Origin of the sequence: Escherichia sp. AM3 (assembly GCF_032029835.1) — a bacterium.
Classification (GTDB): domain Bacteria; phylum Pseudomonadota; class Gammaproteobacteria; order Enterobacterales; family Enterobacteriaceae; genus Escherichia; species Escherichia coli.
In genome coordinates this window covers 1-400 of record NZ_JAVUPQ010000620.1, presented here as the reverse complement: position 1 = coordinate 400, position 400 = coordinate 1, and the positions used below count along the sequence as shown (strand labels likewise).

Sequence of the window (400 nt, the reverse complement as noted above, 5' to 3'; positions counted from 1 at the left end):
GCTATTGCCCTTGATATAAATCAGGCCACCGTAAGGCACCTTGAACTTCACCGTACCGCTAGCGTCCAGAGAGTACGTTTTAGTCACTCTTGGCGGACGGTTCAGCGCAACTTCATGCTTCTCACGTCCGGTCAGGTCGTCAGCCAGCGCCACGGTGACGGTCACAGGAACGTTCGCATTGGACTTAATGGTGACCTCTTTCTGAGCCGGTGCCCACAGGCCAGTTGACTGCATGTTACCTGCAAACCATTTGGTCGGATTCGAGTACAGGCTGATGGTTTCAGTAACGTTCTGTCCCTCTTCCGATACTGCTCCCGGATACTTCTCGACATCAACTTTGATGTTCAGATCCCACCAGGAACGGCCCAGCATCAGGCGTGTCAGCGGTTTTTCCATATAG

1 protein-coding gene is annotated in these 400 nt (G+C 53.0%); it reads right to left on the bottom strand.

All coding sequences use genetic code 11. The features are described 5' to 3' along the window. A partial coding sequence (locus tag RTW80_RS27555; protein WP_312721272.1) for a M60 family peptidase N-terminal accessory domain-containing protein occupies positions 1 to 400 on the bottom strand: 400 nt, incomplete at both ends.